The organism is Planctomyces sp. SH-PL14 (genome assembly GCF_001610835.1).
Classification (GTDB): Bacteria; Planctomycetota; Planctomycetia; order Planctomycetales; family Planctomycetaceae; genus Planctomyces_A.
On the sequence record NZ_CP011270.1, the window covers coordinates 7,620,845 to 7,640,183 of the forward strand.

Annotated in this window: 13 protein-coding genes and 2 pseudogenes; 8 read left to right on the forward strand and 7 right to left on the reverse strand. The window is 64.2% G+C overall.

Translation table 11 applies throughout. The features are described from left to right. Positions 1–61: 61 nt before the first annotated feature. Positions 62–2,116, forward strand: a complete 2,055-nt coding sequence (locus VT03_RS29360; RefSeq protein ID WP_075096293.1) for a S41 family peptidase — start codon at positions 62–64, stop codon at positions 2,114–2,116. 268 nt (positions 2,117–2,384) lie between these two features. Here VT03_RS29360 and VT03_RS29365 read toward each other — a convergent pair whose 3' ends face one another. The 3 genes from VT03_RS29365 to hemP form a co-directional block, all read right to left on the reverse strand. Then, on the reverse strand, positions 2,385–2,657 hold the full coding sequence (locus tag VT03_RS29365) for a hypothetical protein (RefSeq protein WP_075096294.1): 273 nt from the start codon (positions 2,655–2,657) through the stop codon (positions 2,385–2,387). Between the two features lie 105 nt (positions 2,658–2,762). Further along, entirely contained in the window at positions 2,763–3,719 is a 957-nt protein-coding gene (locus VT03_RS29370; protein WP_075096295.1) for a DUF1559 domain-containing protein, read from the reverse strand. 119 nt (positions 3,720–3,838) lie between these two features. Further along, positions 3,839–4,027 (reverse strand): hemin uptake protein HemP, encoded by a 189-nt coding sequence (gene hemP / locus VT03_RS29375; RefSeq protein ID WP_231870550.1) that lies wholly within the window; start codon positions 4,025–4,027, stop codon positions 3,839–3,841. A 422-nt stretch (positions 4,028–4,449) separates the two neighbouring features. On the opposite strand from hemP, the gene VT03_RS29380 reads away from it, so the two are divergent. The 4 genes from VT03_RS29380 to VT03_RS29395 all read left to right on the forward strand — a co-directional run bounded on the left by VT03_RS29380 (position 4,450) and on the right by VT03_RS29395 (position 9,337). Beyond that, positions 4,450–5,361 (forward strand): DUF1559 domain-containing protein, encoded by a 912-nt coding sequence (locus VT03_RS29380; protein ID WP_075096296.1) that lies wholly within the window; start codon positions 4,450–4,452, stop codon positions 5,359–5,361. A gap of 84 nt (positions 5,362–5,445) precedes the next feature. After that, on the forward strand, positions 5,446–5,910 hold the full coding sequence (locus tag VT03_RS29385; protein WP_156514840.1) for a hypothetical protein: 465 nt from the start codon (positions 5,446–5,448) through the stop codon (positions 5,908–5,910). Between the two features lie 76 nt (positions 5,911–5,986). Beyond that, the gene (locus VT03_RS29390) at positions 5,987–7,639 is read left to right on the forward strand and encodes a hypothetical protein (RefSeq protein ID WP_082846633.1); all 1,653 of its coding nucleotides are present in this window, start codon (positions 5,987–5,989) and stop codon (positions 7,637–7,639) included. A 135-nt stretch (positions 7,640–7,774) separates the two neighbouring features. Further along, on the forward strand, positions 7,775–9,337 hold the full coding sequence (locus VT03_RS29395; protein ID WP_156514841.1) for a PQQ-binding-like beta-propeller repeat protein: 1,563 nt from the start codon (positions 7,775–7,777) through the stop codon (positions 9,335–9,337). A 439-nt stretch (positions 9,338–9,776) separates the two neighbouring features. Here the strand turns inward: VT03_RS29395 and fabF are convergent, their stop codons facing one another. After that, the gene (gene fabF / locus VT03_RS29400) at positions 9,777–11,021 is read right to left on the reverse strand and encodes a beta-ketoacyl-ACP synthase II (RefSeq protein ID WP_075096299.1); all 1,245 of its coding nucleotides are present in this window, start codon (positions 11,019–11,021) and stop codon (positions 9,777–9,779) included. A gap of 3 nt (positions 11,022–11,024) precedes the next feature. Beyond that, complete coding sequence (gene acpP / locus VT03_RS29405; protein WP_075096300.1) at positions 11,025–11,267, reverse strand: acyl carrier protein; 243 nt, start codon at positions 11,265–11,267, stop codon at positions 11,025–11,027. A gap of 482 nt (positions 11,268–11,749) precedes the next feature. On the opposite strand from acpP, the pseudogene VT03_RS35290 reads away from it, so the two are divergent. Together VT03_RS35290 and VT03_RS35295 are read left to right on the forward strand one after the other, a co-directional pair. Further along, positions 11,750–12,004: pseudogene (locus VT03_RS35290) on the forward strand (FHA domain-containing protein); the annotation flags it as partial. Positions 12,005–12,583: 579 nt separating this feature from the next. Further along, positions 12,584–13,684: pseudogene (locus VT03_RS35295) on the forward strand (CpaF family protein); the annotation flags it as partial. Between the two features lie 248 nt (positions 13,685–13,932). Here VT03_RS35295 and VT03_RS29415 read toward each other — a convergent pair. Continuing rightward, complete coding sequence (locus tag VT03_RS29415; protein ID WP_075096302.1) at positions 13,933–15,438, reverse strand: PQQ-binding-like beta-propeller repeat protein; 1,506 nt, start codon at positions 15,436–15,438, stop codon at positions 13,933–13,935. 239 nt (positions 15,439–15,677) lie between these two features. Here VT03_RS29415 and VT03_RS29420 point away from each other — a divergent pair, with 239 nt between their 5' ends. Beyond that, on the forward strand, positions 15,678–17,741 hold the full coding sequence (locus tag VT03_RS29420; protein WP_075096303.1) for a prolyl oligopeptidase family serine peptidase: 2,064 nt from the start codon (positions 15,678–15,680) through the stop codon (positions 17,739–17,741). Between the two features lie 374 nt (positions 17,742–18,115). Here VT03_RS29420 and VT03_RS29425 read toward each other — a convergent pair whose 3' ends face one another. Further along, positions 18,116–19,339 carry a pyruvate carboxyltransferase gene (locus VT03_RS29425; protein WP_075096304.1) on the reverse strand — a complete coding sequence of 408 codons (1,224 nt, stop codon included), beginning with the start codon at positions 19,337–19,339 and terminating at the stop codon, positions 18,116–18,118.

Consider the following 19,339-nt stretch of genomic DNA (forward strand, 5'->3'; position numbering starts at 1 on the left):
CAACTCTCTCTCACGGCTGCGACAAGACATCCCCCTTCTCGACTGGAATAGGATTCCTGCCATGTCCACGACGACACCCTTCTCCCTGAACTGGCTTGTTCTCGCCTGCTCGATGGCCCTGACGATCATCGGTGCGGCTCCGGCTGCCGAGCCGGCCCCCGCGACCTCGGAGGCCATCGGCCCCGATCGCTTTGACCGCGTTGCGAATGTCCTCCCTGTTGAATCCGCCGTCACGCCGACCTCGGTCGAAGATCCGCCGGATGAAGTGAAGGTGGCTGTGGTTCCCCGGGACGGCTCGGGTGCCTCGGCGAGCTACGGCGACTCGATGAGCGCCGCTCCCGTGAACTACGGCCCGGCGAACTATGGACCGGCCAACTACGGCCCGGTGAACAACAGCCCCGTGAACCTCGGTCCGCAGGCCCCCTTCAACGGGAACTACGGCAACGCCTCCACGATCCCCTACAACAGCAATTACGCTCCGGCCCCGACGTGGAATGGCGGCCGCCCGACCGCTCCTTACCAGCCGCAGCCCTACCAGGGCCAGCCGAACTGGAACACGAACCCGTACCAGCAGCCTGGTTCCTATCAGCAGCCGGCCAAGCCCAGCGACGCCGAACTGCACGATGCCAAGGTGACCGCCCGCTACCAGGACTCGGCCTACCTGTCGTTCCTCGGCCGGTCCAGCATGAACCAGCTCACCTCCCTGTATATGGAGGCCTCCAACCTGATCGACACCCGGCACGTCAGCCCGACCTCGTACCAGATCCGTTCGCAGGCGGCGATCCAGGGGCTCATCGTGGCCCTCAGCAATCCCGCCTTTCAGCAGGCCAACGGCGTCGCTCCCCGGCCGGACCAGATCCAGGCCTTCCAGAGCGATCTGTCCCAGATCGTCAACGGTCAGGGACCCCAGACGGCCAACGAAGCGGTGGGGATCATGCAGTGGGTCGGTGAAACCGCCAACCGCCGGCTCGGCCTGCGGCGGGAAGTCGTGGCGATGGAGTTCCTCAACGAGACGCTCGACTCGCTCGACAAGTATTCGACCTTCATGCCCAACAAGACGGCCGCCATGGCCGACACCGCTCCGACCGCGTCGCTCGACGTCAGCCTGACGAAGAGTGCCGCCCTGGAAGAAAGCATCGTGGGGATCGGCGTCGAACTGAAGACCCACGAACAGGGAGCCCTGGTCATGGGAGTCATCGAGAACGGTCCGAGTGCCCAGGCTGGCCTCCGCAAGGGTGACATCCTGGTCTCGGTGAACGGTCAGGAACTCGCCGGCCAGCCCCTCTCGCAGGTGGCGGACCGGATCACCGGCCCGGCCGGAACGCAGGTGGTCATCAATGTCCGTCGGAACGGTCAGCGGCTCGGTGCGACTCTCGTCCGCCGGGCGGTCTATGTCAGCAGTGTGACCGGCACGACGATGATCGAAGGAAGCCAGGTCGGATACATCCGCCTCAAGCAGTTCTCGGACTCGTCGACCAAGGATCTCGAAGCGGCGATGATGAAGCTGCACAACAGCGGTATGCAGGCCCTTGTCCTCGACCTCCGCGGCAACCCCGGCGGACTCCTGACCCAGGCGATCACGGTCTCGGACCTGTTCCTCACCCAGGGGACGATCGTCTCGACCCGGGGGAAGACCGCCTCCGACAACACGACGGAAACGGCGAAGTTCGCCCAGACTTGGAACACGCCGCTGGTCCTGCTCGTCGATGACAACAGTGCCAGTGCCAGCGAGATCCTGGCCGCCGCCATCCAGGACAACCGCCGCGGGGTGCTGGTGGGACGCAAGTCCTACGGCAAGGGAACGGTTCAGACCCACTTCCCCCTGAAGACGGTCAACGGGACCCTCAAGCTGACCACCGCCAAGTTCTACGCTCCCAGCGGGCGGGAAATGGCCGGTCAGGGTGTGACCCCGGATTACCCGGTGTACCAGTCGAACCAGGAGACCGCGATGAACCTGACGGAAGACGCCGACGTCCGGATGGCCCTCCAGGTCGTCCAGTCCGGTGTCGCCGGCCAGCTCGCCGGGGGCGGCTCGGCCGCTCCGACCAGCGGGTTCGGTGGCCTTAGCCAGCAGCTCGGCGGCCTGCGGGACTACCTCATGAACCCGTCCCGGTAAGCCCAGTCAAGATCAGCAGGCCAAGAATCGCCTGGTCAAGAATCGTGAGGGGCAGAGAAGACGCCCGCCTCGGGAGCAATCCTGAGGCGGGCGTTTATTTTTTGTTCTACCGTGAAATGGTCCGTGCGAGACCCGAGGAATCACGGTTCACCGAGACCTGTCGACCGTCGGTCTTGCCCGGCATCAGCGCCGGGGCGCGTGTGCCCGCGTTGCTGGTCAGAGAAAGCAGACGTCGATGGCGAGGCCTCAAAATCGGAGAGAGAAGCACTCAGTTGTGGTACTTCGGCGGCGGGACATCGATGGCCCGCTGCGGGACAATGACGGTCTTCTCAACTTCCCGCCACGCCTTTTCCTCCTGGAGGCTCGGCTCTCCTTGCCGCAGCCGCTCCATCGTCGCCCCGTCATACTTCGTCTGCATATCGGTCATCGCTTTCCAGTCGGCGATGGTCAGCGGACCTTCAGCAACCGCCGGTGGTGGCGGCGGTGATCCGCACCCCGACAAGGCAATCCCAATCAGCATCGGCAACAGGCGCGAGAACATAGGACTTCTGAAGACTCCGGATCACGGAAAGATCGGACAAAAGAGAAATGGCCGGAGAGGCCCATCGGGCTCCACTCCGGCCATCAATCCGTCGTGGAACGCACCTTAGAACTCGTTGGAGATCTTCTCGGCGCCATTACGGGTTGCCAGCCCCTTGTAGATGTCGGTGGAGACATTCTCGTTGACGAAGTTCACCGAGCCATCCGAGAACACGAAGGTCGCTCCGCCGGGATGCTGGCTACGAAACGTGCCGTACGTCGTCCCGGTATTCTTATGATTGTTGTAGATTTGGAAGGTTGTTCCGAACGTGTATCCGAGGGGATACCCGTACGCCCAGACCGACCCCATGGACGTCGACGGAACGCCATTGGGTGAGAAATCGGTCTCCCCCAACAGGAAGGTGTTGGACGTTCCGTCGGTAATGTCGGCCAGCCTCGTCGGCTTGATGTTCGTCTTGTTGTCCGTCGTCTCCTTATACATCGGCGGGACGGCACCGTTGAATTCGGGTCGAGGGTTGGCATACATGCCGAGCCCCGCGTCGGGAGTGCCCGAACTCCAGATATAGCTCGAAGGGGACCGGTTCTCAGTCGCCGATCCCAGCGGGCCGCTGGGCATCGTCATGGTCGGACAGACGAACGTGGGAATGATCTTCTGCTGGATCATGGCGTTCGTGACGCCTCCACCGTTGTCCACGGTGCTGTTCCGCGGAAGCTTCGGATCGTAACGCTTCGCGATCGCGTCCTGTTCCAGATAGGGCATGATCAGGGTCAGGCCCCCCACGTAGCTCGCGGCCATGACGTCCGGTTGATAGTCGAGGCAGGCATAAGGGAGGTGGTTGAACACCTCATGGAAGTTGTGCGTCGCCAGGGCCAGTTGCCGCATGTTGTTCTTGCACTGACTGCCTCGCGCCGCCTCGCGGGCCTGCTGAACGGCCGGAAGCAGGATGGCCACGAGCACCGCGATGATCGCGATGACGACCAGCAGCTCGATCAGCGTGAAACCATGACGAAGTGAATGGCTGCGCAGAGCGCGGCCGCGCCGCAGGGGGGCGGGGGCATGCATTGAGAAGGCTCCTCAAGGTGTCAGGGACCGTCTCCGCGTCGGACGAACAGAGACGGGACGAAGCCGGGCGAAGGGTCGCCGGCGGAAGGCTGTTGAGGCGGGGCGACGCGCCCGGGACCTCACTTGTTGAGAATCAGCTTTCCGTTTCGCGTCGCACGCAGGCGGTACTGCTGTCCGCGGTACTCGATGACAACTTCTCTCTGGCCCGAAGCGATCGATTCAAAAGCGACGATCGGAAGATCGCTGGTCGCAACGTCGGGTGTCGAGGAGGCGGGCATCGTGGCCGGGAGCTTGTCGTTCGATGACATGGGTCGCCTGGGGCGGACTGCCGAATCGAGAAAGCAAAGCCTGGCTACTGCGCGCCGACCAGCGAAAAACCTCGCGGACCGTTGCATTGGCTGGGAGCGGCGGCGAATTTAGTGAGACTGAGTCTCAAAAGCAAGCGTCTCGTCGGCCTGTTTTGAATTCGGATAAATTCCCCTCTTCGCCCTAGACGCCGTCGGGGGATGGATCGTGGCTCGCGGCTGCCACTCGCAGAAATTTCGACTGATCCCTTGCAGCTCTGGAATCTCACGGTATTTTCTGAGACTGAATCTCAGTTCTCATCCGCAGCCAGCCAGCTAATTCGTTAGCCAGCCCGCGACGTTTCGTGACTGCAGCCAGCCACGCTCGGATGTCCCGTTTCCTCGCATTGCGCAGGGCCGGGTCACCGCTTTGTGGAGGCTGCCTCATGGTTCTCTTGCGTCGGCGCAACGGTTTTACGCTCATCGAGCTCCTGGTTGTGATTGCCATCATTGCTGTTCTCGTGGCCATCCTCCTCCCTGCGGTCCAGCAGGCGCGGGAAGCGGCCCGCTCGGCCCAGTGCAAAAACAACTTGAAGCAGATCGGCATCGCGGTCCACAGCTACCACGAAGTCCACGGGGTGCTTCCGAACGTGAATGCCAGCGAGACCCTGACGGGGGGCAGTCTCTTTCTGCATCTGCTACCGATGCTCGAAGCCTCCAACCTGTACAACCGGTACGACTTCAATAAGTCGAACAGCCACGTCGACAACCTCCCGGTGTCCGGTCAGCGGATTGCCAGCTACATCTGCCCGACGGCGGTTTTTCCCCGAGCGGTTCCGAGTTGCTCCGGGGACTCCGGCCGGGCTCCCGGAAACTACGCGGCCTGCGTCGGCTCCATCGCCTATGACATGTACCTCGCCCTGCCAGCGCGTCCGACGCTGGACGGGGCGCTCGCGTACACGAACGCCGTGAATCCCATGATCCGCATCGGCGATATCAAGGACGGCACGTCCAGCACGCTGCTGATCGGGGAGTCGGCCTACAACATTCCGGACTACAAGTTCAACCCGCCCGAAACAATCTGTCTCGGTCAGTCCCGGTATTCCTTCACCTATTGGAACAATCCGTACCCGACCTCGGTCGGCTTCAGCACGCGGTACCTGTTCAACCCCAAAGACAAGCCCAACGACGGGGTTTACGACTCCAACTGGGTCGGCTCGTTCCGCAGCGACCACGTCGGTCTGGTCAACTTCGTGATGGCGGACGGTTCCGTCCACGGCATCACGGAGAACATTGATGAAGCGCTCCTCGACGCGCTGGCGACCCGCGCCAGCGGCGAACTGATCGGCGAGTTCTAGCGAGCCGCCAGTTTGCCGACATCCGCTGTTCGTTGGTCACCTGCGTTCGTTCGCCTTGAGATCCGGCCTACTGCAAGCCTCACCATGTCACTCTTCCGTCGGAATCCCGGTTGTCCGTTTTTCCTGCTGACAGCCGCGTCTGCTTTGATGGCGGGATGCGGTGGGCAGCCGCAGATCCCCCGTATTCCGGTGGCGGGAATCGTCACGGTCGACGGCACACCGCTCCCCAAAGGGAAGGTCGTGTTCACCCCCGCCGAGGGAAACGCGTCTCTGATTGCGATGGCTCAGGTTGTTGACGGACGCTTTGAAACACCCGAGGCGTTCGGTGCGATTCCCGGAGTGCAGCGGGTCGAGATCATTTCGACGGACGACGGCGGATATGCGCCGGATGACGAGGCGGCGATGGAGCGGTGGGTCGCCGGTGGGCGCAAGCCGATCAAGGTCGTCCGGATTCCTAAGCAGTATCAGAAAGACGGAAAGCTGAAGGCCGAAGTCAAAACGGGCGGTCCCAACGAGTTCAAGTTTGAACTCGCCTCCAGCGAGAAGTGAATTTACGACCGGCCTTCTTCCAGAGGGCAGTCTCAGACGTCCTCGACTCAGTCCACTAACCCCAGTGAGTCCGAATATGAAACGATGGTTGCGATCGGTGGCTCTGGCCGCCTGCCTCGCCGTGCCGTTCTCGGCGGCGCAGGCCCACTTCATCTTCCTGCTGACGAAAGCCGATCCCTCGGGGCCGGCTATCCACGTCTACTTCTCGGAAGAAGCCGCTCCGGACAATCCGGCTCTCCTCGACCGGCTCGCCGGCCTTGAAGTCTGGCAGATCACCGCCGGACAGGAGCCGAAGAAGGTCGACGTCGCCAAGGGGACCGACTCCCTGACGGGCAAGCTGGACGCCGCCTCCAAGGACAGCGTCTACATCAGCAAGCGTGATCTCGGCGTGATGACCCGCGGCGAAGTCAGCTTCGGCCTCCAGTACTACGCAAAGACCGGCCCGTCGACGCCGAACCATCCGGCCTGGAAGATCGACACCTCCAAGCAGCTCAAGCTCGACGTCGTCCCGACGATCTCGGACAAGGACGTGCAGCTCAAGGTCCTCCTCGACGGCAAGCCGTTCGAAGGGGCGGAGATCGCCGCCGACGGCCCGATGCTCGGGATCAAGGATCTGACGAAGGCCGACGGCGTCGCCACCTTCAAGCTCGGCGGACCGGGGGTCTACTCGTTCCGCGCCAAGGTGGTCGACAAGACCCCGGGCGAGAAGGACGGCAAGAAGTATCCGGAGCTCCGGCACTACACGACCGTCGCTTTCGCGATCCCTGGCGATGCCAAGGGGGCCGCGAAGCCGGCCACGGCGGAAGCGAAGCCGGGCAAGGCTGAAGCCAAGCTGCTGACGGACGTCCCGGCTGCGGTGACGAGCCTCGGCGGCGCCGTCCTCAACGGCGACCTGTACATCTACGGCGGCAACATGGCCGGCGCCCACTCGTACTCGAACGTCGACCAAGGCCGCGCCCTGATGAAGCTCCCGCTCAAGGGGGGTGAGTGGACGAAGGTCCTCGACGGGCCGGGGCTGCAGGGACTGGCTCTCGTCGCCCACGGCGACAAGCTCTACCGCGTCGGCGGCTTCACTGCCAAGAACGAGAAGGGGGCCGACAAGGACCTCTGGTCGCAGTCGGACGTGGCCGTCTACCAGCTGTCCAAGAAGGACTGGGAAATCTATCCGCCGCTCCCCGAAGCCCGCTCGTCGCATGACGCCGCGGTCCTCGGCGACACGCTCTACGTCGTCGGCGGCTGGCAGCTCGCTGGTAAGGACGACAGCAAGTGGCACCACACCGCCTGGAAGCTCGACCTCAAGTCGTCGCAGCCGGTCTGGCAGCCGATCGCCAAGCTCGAGAAGGCCCGCCGGGCCCTCGCCCTCGCCGCTCACAACGGCAAGATTTACGCGATCGGCGGGATGCTGGAAGACGGCCCGACGACCTCGGTCGTCGTGTACGACCCGAAGAGCGACTCCTGGTCGGACGCCCCCGCCCTCCAGGGCGAAGGAATGAACGGTTTCGGAGCCTCCGCCTTCGCGACCGGCGGCCAGCTCTACGTCAGCACGCACCACGGCGACCTGCAGCGGCTCAACGCCGACGGCACCGCCTGGGACGTCGTCACGAAGCTGCCGACCGAGCGGTTCTTCCACCGCATGCTCCCGGTTGACGAGGATCACATGGTCATCGTCGGCGGAGCGAGCATGACCTCCGGCAAGTTCACGACCGTGGAAGTGATCCACGTCGACTGAGTCTTCCTCAGGGAGAGGTCCCTCGGCGCCGTGTCGGGGGACCTCTTTTTGTTTGGTCGGCCCGAGCTGCGGGATCCGGCCTGCGGTGATCCGCATGAAGACTTCGATGGACCTCATTCGTCCGGGACCGCCGTGATGACGATCCTTCAGCTGGTCGAACTGCACTTGGCGATCTTCAGTGGTGTCGCGGCGGCGACGCTTGCCATCCTGGTCGGGCGCGGAGCATGCTCCCGCTTCCCCGCCCGTCTCTTTCGGTTCAGCAACAGCTTCAAGATGCACACTTCTCCCCGCATGATTCCTGCCTCTTCCGCGGCCGCACGGCTCTTCCCGGGACGAACCCGGCCGATGGCGGACTTCCTGAACGCCGCCGGTTCGACGTGGAAGCGGACTGCCTGCGTCGCCCTGCTTCTGGGTGGGGGGGCTCTGGCTGGGGCGGAGGCTCGCGCGGAGTCGGCCTGGCCGAGTTTCCAGAATGGCGGCGCCGTCTCTCTCTCGGCTGACCTCCCGACAAAGTGGGACGCCGCCACCAGCGTCGCCTGGCATCAGGATCTCGTCGGCTACGGCCAGTCGAGCCCCGTGGTCTGGAAGGGCCAGGTGTACATCACCTCCGTCAGCGGCGCGAACAAGGAGACGTACCACGTCGTCGCCTACTCGCTGAAGGAGGGCACCAAGCTCTGGCAGTACGACGTGGCCAACCCCTCGCCCCAGGAGAGCACCTCTTACGTCTCTAAGGCGGCTCCGACACCGGTGGCTGATGACAAGGGGCTGGTCTGCTTCTTCGAGGGAGGGATCGTCGCCGGTCTGACTCATGGCGGCGAGAAGCGCTGGGAGCGGAATCTCGTTACCGAGTTCGGAGCGATCGACAGCCGCCACGGCGTCTCCGCCTCCGTCGAACAGAATGCCGACCTGGCCTTCCTGTGGGTCGAACGGACGACCGAGCCTTACGTTCTGGCGGTCAACAAGAGCACCGGCGAAACCGCGTGGAAGGTGGCCGGCATCGGCAAGACGAGCTGGGCCAGCCCGCGCCTCGTGCCGGTGGCGGAGGGTGAGTCCCATCTCGTGCTGAGTGCGATCGGGTTCCTCGTTGGTCTCGATCCGAAGACGGGCGAGCGGCTCTGGACCTTCGACCAGATCGCGGGGAACTCGACCCCCACGCCGGTTCCCGCCGGAAACGGAAAATTCCTGATCGGCGCGACGACCGGCCAGGGGGAGAGTGGCGGCGGAAATCCGCCGGACTCGAATGGGATGGTGGCGATCGGCCGCGATGCGAATGGCCAGTGGGCCGCGCAATGGATCTGGCACGCCAAGCGGGCGACGTCGTCCTTTGGATCGCCGATCCTTGCTGAGGGGAATGCGTACTTCGTCAACCGGTCCGGGGTGCTGTACTGTCTGGACCAGGAGACGGGGGAGGAGCACTACGCTCAGCGGGCCGGGGAGAGCGTGTGGGCCACGCCGCTGGCGACGAAGGGGCACGTCCTGCTGTTCGGCAAAGGGGGGACGGTCTCAGCGGTTGCGACCGGGAAGACTTTTGAGAAGCTGGGCGAGAGCATTGCCTGGGAAGGGGCCGGAGCGGCGCCGGCCGAAGGGCGCGGTGGTCCTCCTGGTGCGTCGGGACCGGTCCTTTATGGCGCGGCCTTCGTGGACGGCAGCCTGTTGTTGCGGCGGGGAGATCAGCTGATCTGCGTTCGGACGAAGTAAGCGTGTCCTTGGTCCCGCTCGCTTGAACCGCGTCCTTGCCGGACGGGCTTCCATAGCTCACACCCATCATGCGACGGCAGCCGGGGTCAAGGGGGTAACCCCTTGCCGCCGGAGGCGCTTCCATGAGGAACCGTGGTAAGCAACGGACATCCGCTTTGTGGAACCGGCTCTGAGGACTCTCTCAACGCGCACCGCTGGCTCCGCAATCCCCGCGGGTTGGAGAGGGGGGCATACGACACGGTGTCCGAGCTTGGACACGTGCTCCTTCGGACAGTTCTCGACGGCCAGGCCTCCGGCGGGCAAAGGGCCAGAAAAACAACACAGGCCACTCTGCACTCCCCACCAGGGACCAGCCCCTGGACCCTGGTATGGGTGTCAACGAAAACGGGACGACCAGATGGTCGTCCCGTTCTTGTTTACATCAGCGAGTCCGCTTGTCTCAGGAAACGCGTCCCAGAATCAGACAAGCATTGTGACCGCCAAACCCGAAGCTGTTCGAAAGAACCCGGTTCAGCTTCATCTGCCGGGCCGAGTGGGGGATGTAATCCAGATCGCACTCCGGATCCGGGTTGTCGAGATTGATCGTCGGCGGAGCCACCTGCTCCTTGAGAGCCAGAGCCGAGATCACGAACTCCACGCCACCGGAGGCTCCCAGCAGGTGGCCAAGCTGGCTCTTCGTGCTGGAGACGGCGAACTTCCGAGCGTGCTCGGTAAAGACACTCTTGATCGCGATCGTCTCCGCCTTGTCGCCGAGCGGGGTGCTCGTGCCGTGGGCGTTGACGTACTGAATCTCGTCCGGATTCAGCTTTGCGTCGCGGAGGGCGGCGGACATCGCATAGGCGGCCCCCTTCCCTTCCGGACAGGGAGCGGTCATGTGCGTGCCGTCGGCCGACATCCCGTAACCCAGGACCTCAGCAATGATCGGAGCGCCACGCTTGCGGGCGTGTTCGTATTCCTCGAGGACGACGACGCCAGCCCCTTCGGACATGACGAATCCGTCCCGGTCGCGGTCGAACGGACGGCTCGCCGCCTGCGGATTGTCGCACCGCGTCGAGAGGGCCTGCATCCGGGCAAAGCCGGAGAGCCCCATCGGAGTGATCGCGGCTTCGCTGCCGCCGGTCACCATGACGTCGGCCATGTCGTGCTGGATCAGCTTGTACGCGTCGCCGATGGCGTTCGTCGCCGATGCACAGGCGGTGGCGATGGCGCTGTTGGGCCCCTTGAGGTGCCACTGCACCGAGATGTTCCCCGCCGCGGCGTTGACCATCAGCTTGGGAATCATGAACGGCGAGACGCGGGAGGGGCCGCGATCGAACAGCGTGGAGTGCTGCTGCTCGATCTCGTTGAGGCCGCCGATCCCGCTGCCAATGAGCGTGCCGTAGCGGTAGGGGTCACCGACGGAGAAGTCCATGCCGGACTGGTGGATCGCCCGCATTGCGGCCAGCATGCCGAACTGCACGAAGCGATCCATCCGCTTGACGTCCTTATCCAGCAGTCCGAGGCTCTCCGCAAAGTCGATCTTGGCGATTTCACCGCCGAAGTTGACTTTGAACGTAGAGCAATCGAACCGACGGATGGGACCGATCCCGCTTTTTCCAGCGCAGATCGCGTCCCAGAACTCCGCGGTCTCACATCCGAGCGCCGTGACGACGCCCAGGCCGGTGACAACGACTCGCCTGGCCATCCTTTACGCGTTCCCTCGCTGCTTGATGTAGCTGACGGCGTCTCCGACCGTCTTCAGCTTTTCGTAGTCTTCGTCCGGAATGCTCACACCGAACTTGTCTTCGAAAGCCATGCCCAGTTCGACGATGTCGAGCGAATCGGCCTTGAGATCATCGATGAAGTTGCTTTCCAGCTTGATCTCTTCCACCGGCACGCTGAGCTGCTCGCTCACAATGGCGATGACTTTCTCCTCAAGACTCTGCGACACGCCTCACTCCTTAACTCGGCAATTGAATCCGCATACCCGCAACAGTTTGCCGAATTTTCGCTGACCGATCCGTGACCACAGCATCCTGAATTTCAGGCCCGATTTGCTGCAGAAACTCCCTTCTCCTGCGAAGAGAAATCTGCCGTCCTGAGTTCAACCGAAGGTCAAGGGGATACGAAGGTTCCGACAAGGGCACCAGCCGGGCGGACCGATGCTCATGAAGATATAACGCGTTTGGAAAACGCTGTAAACGGCAAGAGTCACCGGAACGCTGCTCAATTACGCAAACCGGCCATTTTCGCCGACCGGACCTTGCCCCGGGCAGGCCGCGTCGCTCCGTCGGGCGAGTTCCGGCGAGGGGCCGGATCCGCTCCCGCCGATGTCCTGGCGAGGACGACTTGTATTCAGCCCTCCTCCGGCGATGATCGTCCGTGGGCGGCCATCGGTTTCGGACGGCCTCTCTGTCGCGATCGGGCGGACGCATGCGCATCTGGTACAACAAGATTCACGACAGTCGCCGGTCGCTGCTCGAAGTCGGCGGCGACACGATCACCATCGGCCGCGACCGGCAGAACGCCCTTGTCCTCAACAGCCCGCTCGTCGCCAAGCAGCAGGCGATCGTGAAGCGGGCGGAGACCGGCGGCGGCCTTGTCCTCGAAAACCTCGGGATCAACAGTTGCCTCGTCGGCGACATCGAGGTCCTCGGCGGACAGACGCACCCGATCCGGTCAGGCGAGACGGTCCGGATCTGGCCCTACACCGTCACGTTCGAAAGTGGCGAAGCGGCGGCGATCACGCGGCACGACCTGGAAGCCCATCTCCGCGGGCTCCTCTCCGACCTCGAGCTGCGGGTCCATCGAAAACTTCTCGACCGGTTCGACCTCTATGAGCTGGAGACGAACCGCATCGGCGACCAGGAGAGCATCGTCAAGCTGGAGCGGCACATCGAGGACGTCTGCCGCGAACTCTCCCTCTTCTCCGAGCAGAACGATTCGCTTCTCGAGGAGATCCTCGCCCTGACGCTGAAGGACTTCGTCGTCAACCAGCTCATCCTGACGAGCGACGACGAGCGGTTCCGCGTGGCGTCGATGTTCACGAACGAGTTCGACCTCCCATCGACGCAGGTCCCCGAGCGCGAGGCCGAACTGGCGAACCTCGTCCGGTTCGCCCACGAGAAACTCCAGCTCGACGATCAGCCGGACCTCAGCTCCAAGATCCGCCGGGTCGAGGAGAAGTACGCCGACTCCTTCCCGTTCATCCGCCCGCACCTCCACAAGGAGCTGCGGAAATACCTCCTGCTGCGGACCCTCAAGAAGGACCTCAAGGACACCGTCTTCGGCTTCGGCCCGCTGCAGGACCTGCTCCGGGCCCCGACCGTCACGGAAATCATGGTCGTCCGCAGCGACCAGATTTACGTCGAACGGGACGGCGTCATCGAGCTCTCCGGCCGGCGGTTCCTTTCGGACAAAGTGACCGAGTCGATCATCGAGCGGATCGTCTCGCAGGTCGGCCGCCGGATCGACAAGAGCCAGCCCCTCGTCGACGCCCGCCTCCCGGACGGAAGCCGCGTCAACGCGATCATTCCGCCGCTGGCCGTCAAAGGCCCCGCCCTCACGATTCGAAAATTCCCTTCATACCGGTACTCGATGGACGACCTGATCGAGATGAACTCGATCACGGCGGCGGCGGCGATGTTCCTGCGGGCCTGTGTCATCGACCGCAAGAACATCCTCGTCAGCGGGGGAACCGGCTCGGGGAAGACGACGCTGCTGAACGTCCTCTCGGCCTTCATCCCCACCCGCGAGCGGATCGTCACGATCGAGGATACGCAGGAGCTCCAGCTCCGGCAGGACCACGTCGTGACGCTGGAGAGCAAGCCGGCGAATGTGGAAGGGACCGGCGAGTACACGATCCGCGACCTCGTCCGGAACGCCCTGCGAATGCGGCCCGACCGGATCCTCGTCGGCGAGTGCCGCGGCGGCGAAGCGCTCGACATGCTCCAGGCGATGAACACCGGCCACGACGGCTCGATGACGACGGTTCACGCGAACGGGGCGGAAGAGGTCATCAAGCGGCTCGAAGTCCTCGTTCTCATGGCGGTCGACCTGCCGGTGCAGTCGATTCATCGCCAGATCGCCTCGGCGCTCGACGTCATCGTCCAGATCGCCCGGCTCCCGAACGGCCGCCGGGGGGTGACGCAGGTCGCCGAAGTCGCCGGCTACGACGCGCAGACGGGCAAGATCGTCCTGCACGACATCTTCAACCGCCGCAACGGGAACGTCCTGGCGCCGACGGGGTTCCTGCCGACGTTCGTGGACTCGCTGATGGAGAAGCGGCTGCTGGAGCTGGAGTTCCTCTACGGCGCCGATGACAAGAAGCGGCTCATCCTGGAGACGAAGGCCCTGCCCGGGAGTTGAAGCCGCCGATCAAGGACCGGGGTGGAGACCGGGGCCGCGGTTCCGGGACGACCAAGAAAGTCCCGACAGGGACGGCCGAAAATAACCCACCATTTCAATGGTGGGTCTGCGATGCGGCCTCCGAATCTGCAGTCCCGTCAGGGACGAAAGAACGAATGGGGCCTGGCGCGTTCTCGTCCTCTTCTTCCGTCCCTGACGTGACTTCGTCGAGATCGTTTCGACGGTCCTGCGTGATCGCCGAGCTTGGATCACTTCACGGCGTAGACCGCCAGAGAGTCCTGGTCTCGGAGGTACAGTTTGCCGTCAAAGACGACCGGGTGCGGCCACGCCGGGCGGTCGCCGCGGTTCGATGGCGAGAAGCGGCCGTTCTCCACGTACGACTTCGGCGTCGCTTCGAAGAGGGCCACCGGCCCTTCCTCGCTTCGCAGGATGATCTGTCCGTCGGCGTAGACGACCGCTCCCTTGCCCACGGAACGGTTCTGCCACATGACGTTGCCGGACTTGATCTCCAGGCACTTCAGCACCCCTTCGTCGGTGCCGTAGAGGTAGTCGCCGTCGATCACCATGCCGCCGTGGTGGCTCTTCATGTTCTTTGTCTGGTAGGCGAGAGCCGCGGTAACGCCGCTCCGCGACCCGCTCAGCCGGACGAGCGCGCCGCCGGTGCCGTAGCCCGAGGCGCTGAAGACGTTCCCGTCCCATTCGAGGGGGGACGAGCAGTTCGCGGTGCCGTTGGCGGAGGCGTTGTTCCCCCACAGGAACTGCCCGTTGTCCGCCCGGACGCTGACAACGCCGGTGTGGACGAAGTTGACGTACTGCCGCATCCCGCCGGTCTCAACGATGATCGCCGAGGAATATCCGGTCTGCGGATTTCCCGGGATGTCCGCCTTCCAGATCAGCTTTCCACTGTTCTTGTTGAGGGCAACCAGTCCCGCCCCCTGCCCTCCCGGTGTGACGATCACCTTGTCGCCGTCGATCAGGGGGGACTCGCTGATCCCCCAGGTGATGTTCTGGGCGCTGAAGTTCTGGAGGATGTTCCCGCTCCAGAGCGGCGCGCCGTCCGCGAGCTTGAGGCACGCCAGATCGCCGTTGGCTCCCAGCGAATAGACCCGGTCGCCGTCGATCGTCGGGGTTCCCCGCGGTCCGCCCCCCATTCCGTCCGGGCGGGTCCGGCCGATCTTGGCGGACCAGACTTCGCTGAGGGTCTTTTCATCGAGGCAGACGACGAATTCGTCGTCCCCGCGGCTCCCCATTGTGAGGATCTTTCCGTCGGAGAACGTGACGGTCGAATAGCCGATGCCCAGTCCGCGGCCGTTCGCCACCATTTCGGGCCCCGAAGCGGGCCAGGATTTCAGGAGGCCCGTTTCGGTGGAGCGGTTGTCGCGGTTGGGACCGCCGTACTGCGCCCATCCGCTGCCGGTTGCTTTCGAGCCTCCGCCGCCCGCCTTGGCGGTGGCCCGGGGCTGGGAAGAGGCTTTCTTGACGCGGACGACGGTCACTTTGCCCGACTTGTCGGTCGTCACCGTGATCGACTGCCCTTCTTCGAGGGCGTCGATCTTGGCCGCCTTCGCCATCATGAAGAACTTGGCGCTGTCGGGAAGCGGATAGCTCGTCGCCTCTCCCTTCGCGTTCTCCAGCTCCAGCGTCCGGCCTTCGACGTCGATCGACTTCAGCGTGCCGTTGATGACTTCGGCCCACGCCGGAGCCCCCCATAGCCCGAGACAGATCACCGCAGCCAGGACGCGGGAGGTGGACATGGTGCCGTCCGTCAGAACTGAGCCAGAGATGATGAAGTCGTAATGAAGTAGTGTGCCGACTCGACATACGGAGCCGCAAGGCGAAGTTTTGCACTGTTTCCGGCGCGTCGCGGAAGTCCGCCGCGAACGGCCTCCGGCGGGGCCGGACGTCCCGTCTCCGCCGCTCGCTCGCACAATTCCGCTCAGTCCGTACATTGGCCCGAGTCGATTCCTCGAGTGGGCCGGTTTCGGAGCGTCGCATGAGATTCGCAGCACTGTGGATGGCGGTCGTAGTCGCGGGAGCAGGGGGACAGGGGGCGGCCCGGGCCGACGGGCCGGGGGACAATCTCGTCGAGAATGTCCGCCCGATTCCTCCCGCGGGAGTCGACCTGGAGCCCGAGGTTCGTAAGGGGCTCGAAGAGAAGCGGGACGCGCTGGGAAAGACGCTCCAGACGCTGCGTCAGAAACGCGATCCTCTGACGACCGAGTTTCTGCCGGACGTCGAGATCTTCCATCGGGCGGTCGATCAGGCCCTGAAGTTCAACGAATTCTTCGACAAGAACGAGGCCAAGTCCGCCGAGAAGGTGCTGGCGGAAGGGGAAGCCCGGGCCGCGGCCCTGTTGGAAGGGAAAACCCCCTGGACCCGGCAGACAGGGCTCGTCGTCCGCGGCTACCGGTCGAAGCTCGACGGAACCTGCCTGCCGTACGGACTCGTGATCCCGGACGTCGCCTTCTCCGGCGGCCCGCGGATGCGGTGCGACGTGTGGTGCCGCGGCCGGTCGGAAAAGGGGGTTGAGCTCCAGTTCATCGCCCAGCGGATGACGCAGGTCGGTCCGGTCCAGCCGGAAGACACGCTCGTCCTGCACCCCTTCGGCCGCTACTGCAACGCCAACAAGCTGGCGGGCGAAGTCGACACCCTCGAGGCCCTGGAACACGCGCAGAAGCACTACCGGGTCGACGCCGAGCGGATTGCGATCCGCGGGTTCTCGATGGGAGGGGCCGCGGCGTGGCACCTCGCCGTCCACTATCCGGACAAGTGGTTCGCCGCCAATCCCGGTGCCGGCTTCTCCGAGACGCCGGACTTTCTCAAGGTCTTCCAGAGCGAGAAGCTGGCCCCGACGTGGTACGAGCAGAAGCTGTGGCGGATGTATGACTGCCCCGGCTGGGCAGCCAACCTCTGGGAGTGCCCGACGATCGCTTACAGCGGTGAGATCGACAAGCAGAAGCAGGCGGCCGACATCATGGAGCCGGCGGTCGAGAAGGAGGGGATGGTCCTCACGCACATCATCGGCCCCAAGACCGCTCACGCGATCCATCCGGATTCGCTGAAGGAGATCGAGCAGCGGCTCCGCGGTCTGGCGAAGTCGGCGGGAGACCGGACTTCCGGCATCCAGCACTTTGCGACCTACACCCTCAAGTACAACTCCGCGGGCTGGTTTCGTGTGCACGGTATCAAGGAGCACTGGGAAGAGGCCCGGATCGATGCCAAGGTCTCCAACCCGATCGCGGCGGAGTACGGCGGGTTCGAGCTGGCGATCAAGACGAAGAACGTGACCGATTTCACGATCCAGATTCCGCCGGGGGCGAAGTCCTACGAGACGGTCCTGGGGATCTCGCTCACGACCGAGGAGAATGAGACGCCGATCCGGCTGGGGGCTCCGGTTTCGCGGATGACCGACGGTTCGCTGGCGATGCGGGTCCGGATCGACTCGAAGAAGGTGGAGGTGGTCGATCTCGATTCGGAGCTCACCGGCCTCCGCAAGCGGCACAATCTCCAGGGGCCGATCGACGACGCCTTCATGGACTCGTTCCTGTTCGTGAAGCCGAGCGGCAAGGCGAAGCAGCCGATGGTGGAGGAGTGGGTGCAGGCGGAGATGGCGCATGCGGTGAAGCGGTGGCGGCAGCAGATGCGGGGGGACGCCCGGGTGAAGGCGGACAGCGAGATCAAGGACGACGACATCGCCCGGCATAATCTCATCCTGTGGGGGGACCCGACGTCGAACGCCGTGCTGGCGAAGATTGCGGACAAGCTGCCGGTGAAGTGGACGGAGAGCGAGATCATCGTTGGCGACGAGAAGTTTCCGGCGGACAAGCACGCTCCGGTTCTGATCTATCCGAATCCGCTCAACCCGTCGAAGTACGTTGTCCTGAACAGCGGGTTCACGTACCGGGCCTATGACGATCTCAACAATGCCCGTCAGGTCCCGAAGCTGCCGGACTGGGCGGTGATCGACCTGACGACGAAGCCGAATGCCCGGTGGCCGGGGAAAGTTGTGGCGGCGGACTTTTTTGATGAAGGGTGGCAGCTCAAGCCGAAGAAGTAGTCGATCGCCCCGACGGTCGCCGTTACACCGGGTCCAGGGGCACCCTGGTTGGGAGTGCAGAGGGGCAAGGCCCCTTTGCCCGCCGGAGGCCGTCTCGTCGAGAGATGTCTGAAGGAGCACGTGTCCAAGCGCGGACACGGTGCCGGATGCCCCCCTCACCAACCCGCGGGGATTGCAAAGCCAGCGGTGTGTTTTGAGGGAGTCCTCAACGCGGGTACCACAAAGGGGACGCCCGTTGCTTACTACGGTTCCTCATAGGAGTGCCTCCGGCGGCAAGGGGGCGAGGCCCCCTTGACCCCGGCTGCCGTGGCACGTTGGGTTTGAGCTAACAGAGCTCAGCCGGCAAGGCCGCGGATTAGATGACGAGTAAGCCGTCAGCATTTGGCCGCGGTTCGGAGCCAGTCGTCAGTGACCCGGACCCCTTTCGGCAGCTGTTTGATCTGCTCGAGGACGCGGGAAACGTCGTCAGCCGACGCCTGCACCCCAAGCTCCTCCAACCGGCGGGCGACCGCGCTCCGTCCGCTGTGGCGGCCGAGGATCAGGCGGATCCCCTCCGCTCCGATCCGCTCGGGACGATAAGGAAGATACGTATCCGGGTTCTTCAGCAGCCCGTCCTGATGAATCCCCGCCTCCGTGGCGAAGAGGTTCTCACCCGCGACCGGCTTGTTCACCGGGATCGGAATGCCGGTCAGCTCTGAGACGAGCCGGCAGACCGAAGTCAGCCTCGTCATGTCGAGCCGGCCGGGGGGGCCGTAGAGGTCGCGGTTGAGGTCCATCGCGATCGCGACCTCTTCCAGCGGGATGTTTCCCGCCCGTTCGCCGATCCCGTTGATCGTCCCCTGCACCACGTTGACCCCCTCCTGGATCGCAGTCAGCGTGTTGGCGACCGCCAGTCCCAGGTCGTTGTGGAAGTGGACGCCGAAGAGGGCCTTTTCGAGGTTCGGGACGTGATCCTGAATGTGGCGGATCATGTCCCGCGTCCGGTCGGGGGTGAGGATTCCGACGGTGTCGGTGAAGCCGATCGACGTCGCTCCGGCGTCGATCGACTCGCGGAGGACTTGGCAGAGGAAGGGGAGTTCGGTCCGGCTGGCGTCCTCGGGGCCGATGGTGACGATCTCGAACTTTTCGGCGGCGTAGCGGACGGCGTCCGTGATGAGGGTGAGGATCTCCGCTTCGGACTTCTGGAGTTTGAACTGCCGGTGGAGGGGGCTGGTGCCGCAGAAGAGGCTCACTCCCCGCTTGTGAACGGCGCGTCCGGCAAGGGCTTCGTCGGCGGCGTCGATGTCTCCCTTGACTGTCCGGCAGAGGGCGGTGAGGACGAGTCCCGGGACTTCGGGGACCATCTTGCGGATGGCGATGCGGTCGGCTTCGGAGGAGGCGGGGAAGCCGGCATCGAGGGAGTGGATGCCGAGGGCTTCGAGGGCCTGGGCGATGCGGAGTTTGTCGTCGGGGTCGAGGGTGGCTCCGGGCATTTGTTCGCCGTCGCGGAGCGTGGTGTCGCTGAAGAGGACGGTGCCGGACCGTTTGTGATGGCGGATCACCTGTTCTTTGACGATGCGGGTGACGCGGCGGCGGGCTCCGCGGAGGAATCCGAACAT